Raw genomic sequence first — 4,274 nt, 5'->3', positions numbered from 1 at the left:
GTTTGTTTATTTTTTGGATTCAAAATTATCACACTTTTGAAGATATATCGTCCTGTTATCCACAATTAGTCGGTGAATATTCGAATTAACCTTCCTAAAGTAAAGAACCGTCGGGGGAGCCTTGCAAGCTACTCAAGTACTAAACGTAAATCTTATTTGAAATATTAAAAACTAATTAAAAAATTTCTATAAAATCTTGAATATTGCCTGATAGACAGTAATTTCACTTTTTGATTTATTCTATTATAACGAGACCAATCTGATGAAACCAATCATCCAACTTCACGACAAGCAGTTCGAAATTTTTATTAAGCAAGAAATCATTGAGGAAAAAATACGCCAAATGGCGCAAGAAATCAGCAAAGATTATGATGGGAAATGCCCGATTTTCTTAGCGATTTTGAATGGCTCTTTTTTATTTGCTGCCGAACTCATGAAGTCTGTATCTATTGATTGTGAAATCACTTTCTTGCGTGTTTCATCTTATCATTCGACCACTTCGACAGGAAAAATAACAGAAGTATTAGGCTTGAAAGAGGATATCACCGACCGAGATGTCATTATCCTTGAAGATATTATTGATACGGGCCTTACAATGGCCAAAATTCAGGAACAATTATTAGGTAAAAACCCAAAATCTCTAAAAGTTGCTTCGTTATTTCAAAAACCAGAAGCACTCAAAACCCCAATTGACATAGCCTATTTAGGCTTTGAACTTGAAAACCGTTTTGTGTTAGGGTACGGGCTAGACTACGATGGCTTAGGGCGAAATTTGCCAGATTTGTACGTTTTACATGAAGCCTAATAAGCTTATCAGGCAATTCCCCACAGATATTTAGTAAACTGTGAATGAGTGAGTTGTGAACAATTTGTTTGAATTTTTCTTAGTAAGACTTACGATTTGTGTCGCTACTACTAAAGCACAAATTTTAGGAAGCTACTAATTCACAATTCACTCATTCACAATTCACTCATCCACAATTCACCATTACCTACGCAATCATATCAAATCCACAGTATGGTACCAATGCTTTTGGAATACGGATACCTTCTGGTGTTTGGTTATTTTCAAGAATAGCGGCCAAAATACGAGGTAAAGCTAATGCCGAACCATTAAGCGTATGTAGCAACTGAGACTTTCCTTCTGTTTTCATACGAAGTTTCAAACGGTTGGCTTGGTAAGTTTCGAAGTTTGATACTGAGCTTACTTCTAACCAACGTTTTTGTGCCCCAGAAAATACTTCCATATCGTAAGTCAATGCAGAAGTAAAACTCATATCGCCACCACAAAGACGAAGCACGCGATACGGCAATTCTAACTTTTGCAACAAACCTTGTACGTGCAATGACATTTCTTCCAAAGCCGCATAAGAATTTTCAGGCTTTTCGATACGTACGATTTCTACTTTATCGAATTGATGCAAACGGTTTAGTCCACGCACATGAGCACCCCAAGAACCCGCCTCACGACGGAAACATGGTGTATAACCAGCATTTTTAACAGGCAATTCTGACTCTTGTAAAATCACATCACGATACAAGTTGGTAATAGGTACCTCAGCCGTTGGAATCAAATACAAATCATCTACAGTTGCATGATACATTTGTCCATCCTTATCAGGTAATTGACCCGTACCAAAGCCAGAATCTTTATTAATCAAGATAGGAGGTTGTACTTCGGCGTAACCCGCAGCAATAGCTTCGTCCAAGAAAAAGTTAATCAATGCACGTTGGATACGAGCGCCTTTTCCTTTGTACACTGGAAAACCAGCCCCTGTGATTTTATTTCCTAATTCGAAATCAATAATATCGTATTTCTTAATCAAGTCCCAGTGCGCTAAAGCATCTTCGGCAAGCGTTGGGATAGTGCCATTTTCTAGAATTACCTCATTTTCTTCTGGAGTTTTACCCTCTGGAACACTGCTATGTGGTAAATTTGGCAAAGTTACCTGTACCTCATAAAGCTCAGATTCGATAGATTTTAACGTCTCATCCAACTCTTTAGAGCGAGCTTTCAAAGTAGAAGTTTCAGCTTTAGCAGCTTCAGCTTCCTCTTTTTTTCCAGCTTTCATCAAACCGCCAATCTCTTTGGCCAAAGCATTTGACTTAGCAAGAGTGGAGTCTAGCTCATTTTGGGTTTCGCGACGCTTATCATCCAACGCGATGATTTGTTCAACGGCTTCTTCAGCATTTTTAAAATGCTTTTTTTTCAAGCCAGCAATAGTGGCTTCTTTGTTTTCCTTGATTTGTTGAATTTGTAACATGGATTCTATTTATCTATCGAGCTTTGCCATCAATCGCTCTATATCGTGTTTAATTTTTTGGTATAAAAAGCAAGATTCAAAAGATGTATTTAACGATAAGACATATTTTACATCTTTTGTACTATTTTCATATTGCTTGATACTATCTCCAACATTTTTTCCTGCTATCTGATTAATTCTATCTATTTCTTCTTTCTTCAAAGTATTGCAAACACTCTTTAAAAAATATATCAGAAAATCGTCTTGCAAAGTGTGCCCTCTAACAAATAAATAAGTATTCTTAGCTTCAATCCCTAACTCTTTTAAAGTTGCTTGCGATTCTATTACTTCCTCTTTTAAGTCAGGATATTCCTTTTGCCAATCATTGATTAGATTTTTAACCTGTTTTTCTATTGTTACTAATCTACTCTGTATATTATTTAGGTCAATTTGTATTCCATTTTGACCCGAAAAACTTATCGCTTGAATAAAGGGTTTAATATTAAAGTGGGGTATATTCTTTACTAAACATACAGACCACGTAAACGCCTCATAAATAATTTCAGAGTAATTTTCTAATAGTTGACTAAAATCCAGCTTATTGTTTACTCTATTGCAAGACCTAACACAAACCTCATCTAAAGACTCTGAGAAACAACGTAAATTTTCAATCGCATAAGAATAAGTCTGTAAAATATAATCACTTTGGTTGATTTTGGTTGATTGCGGAGTATGATCTTGCAAAATATAGTCATAATCGCTATCTACACAAATAATCAAAAAATTTCCAAGTGACATACTTAATAGCTCCTCGCTTCTTTTTAGTGCCTCATTTTTGCCTTTGCTTAAAGAGTCTTGTGATGCAGGATATATTTCAAATCTATAGGGGCTAGAATTATGCCTTGAAAGAATCGTATGCCAAAATGCAACATCATCATAACTTTCCACATACACCAAAATAGGTTTTACAGCTTTCTTTGAAGCCATTATTCCATAACTTTTAATGTAGTCAGAACTAAGATTATCTGATAAACTACTTGGCATCTTCTGGTATAGCTTGTCTATCAAGGGTAATTAAATCGCTCACTTCAAATACTTTATCCGCCCATCCTTCCAATATAATACCAGGAGAGTGTGTTGCTAAAATGATTTGTACATTAGGGTTTAGCTCTTTAATGTATTGAATCAATTTTCTTTGCCAATCAATGTGTAAAGAAATTTCTGGTTCATCCATAAATAAGATAGCGGGCTTGTTATCTTGTACTAGAACCGTCAATAGAATTACTATGATTTGTTTTTCTCCTGATGATAATTGATATGGAGTAAGTCTATCTTTACCACTGAGAAAAATGAGTTCATTGCTATTCCTATCTATATATTTTCCTGAAAATTCAAAAAGTAAATCTATGATATCCAAAAATCTCTCATGAGTACTCTGAATTTTTATTATGTTCTCTGAAGATTCTTTTTTTGCTAATAACTCAAACACTCGCTTGCCAATAGTTAACTGATAATCAAGATATTGCCTTTGAAGTTCAAAAATCTCTTTATCTAATACAGTTTTTACTTTTTCATTTGGAGCAGCATAAACACTTATTTCTGAATCAAACGTATTTAGAAAATCTATTTTAATATTCTTCAATAATGCTAAGTCGAAATCTCTCAGCTCTACATTTCTTTCTTCAATTAGAGATTGTTTGGAAAGCTTTTCGGTATTATTAAAGATTACCGTAACCCCCTTTACTTTAGTGCCAATATTCTCAAGAATTGCATCCTTTAAGCAAATCCCCCAAAATATTGCATTCAAAATAGTACTTTTCCCACTACCATTTATACCAGACAAAACATTCACTGAAGGGTCTAAATTCCACTCAAGGTCATACCTCCCCCAGAGGTTTTTTATTTCCACTTTCTTGATATACTTTATTGGTTCATTCATGTGGGGTATTTTTTAGCGTAAAAATCTTTAATTCTTGCAAAGATAAAAAAAATAGCCGTGCGTAAGCTTCTGACGACACGGCTATTAGTATT

At 34.7% G+C, this 4,274-nt stretch carries 4 protein-coding genes; 1 reads left to right on the top strand and 3 read right to left on the bottom strand.

Annotated features, from left to right (window positions below; genetic code table 11):
- Positions 1-262: 262 nt before the first annotated feature.
- Entirely contained in the window at positions 263-805 is a 543-nt protein-coding gene (gene hpt, locus ACOVQ4_RS04800) for a hypoxanthine phosphoribosyltransferase (protein ID WP_421819517.1), read from the top strand.
- Positions 806-992: 187 nt separating this feature from the next.
- Here the strand turns inward: hpt and serS are convergent, their stop codons facing one another.
- Genes serS through ACOVQ4_RS04785 form a run of 3 tightly spaced genes read right to left on the bottom strand, consistent with a single transcriptional unit; the run spans position 993 to position 4,182 of the window.
- The gene (serS, locus tag ACOVQ4_RS04795) at positions 993-2,264 is read right to left on the bottom strand and encodes a serine--tRNA ligase (protein ID WP_421819516.1); all 1,272 of its coding nucleotides are present in this window, start codon (positions 2,262-2,264) and stop codon (positions 993-995) included.
- Between the two features lie 9 nt (positions 2,265-2,273).
- The gene (locus ACOVQ4_RS04790) at positions 2,274-3,230 is read right to left on the bottom strand and encodes a DUF4435 domain-containing protein (RefSeq protein WP_421819515.1); all 957 of its coding nucleotides are present in this window, start codon (positions 3,228-3,230) and stop codon (positions 2,274-2,276) included.
- Positions 3,231-3,276: 46 nt separating this feature from the next.
- A complete protein-coding gene (locus ACOVQ4_RS04785) occupies positions 3,277-4,182 on the bottom strand; it encodes an AAA family ATPase (RefSeq protein WP_421819514.1) in 906 nt (301 codons plus the stop codon).
- Between the last annotated feature and the right edge of the window lie 92 nt (positions 4,183-4,274).

The organism is Flectobacillus sp. (assembly GCF_049240685.1).
Taxonomy (GTDB): Bacteria; Bacteroidota; Bacteroidia; order Cytophagales; family Spirosomataceae; genus Flectobacillus.
The sequence above is the reverse complement of the archived record's forward strand: the minus strand, read 5'-3'. Positions and strand labels throughout refer to the sequence as shown.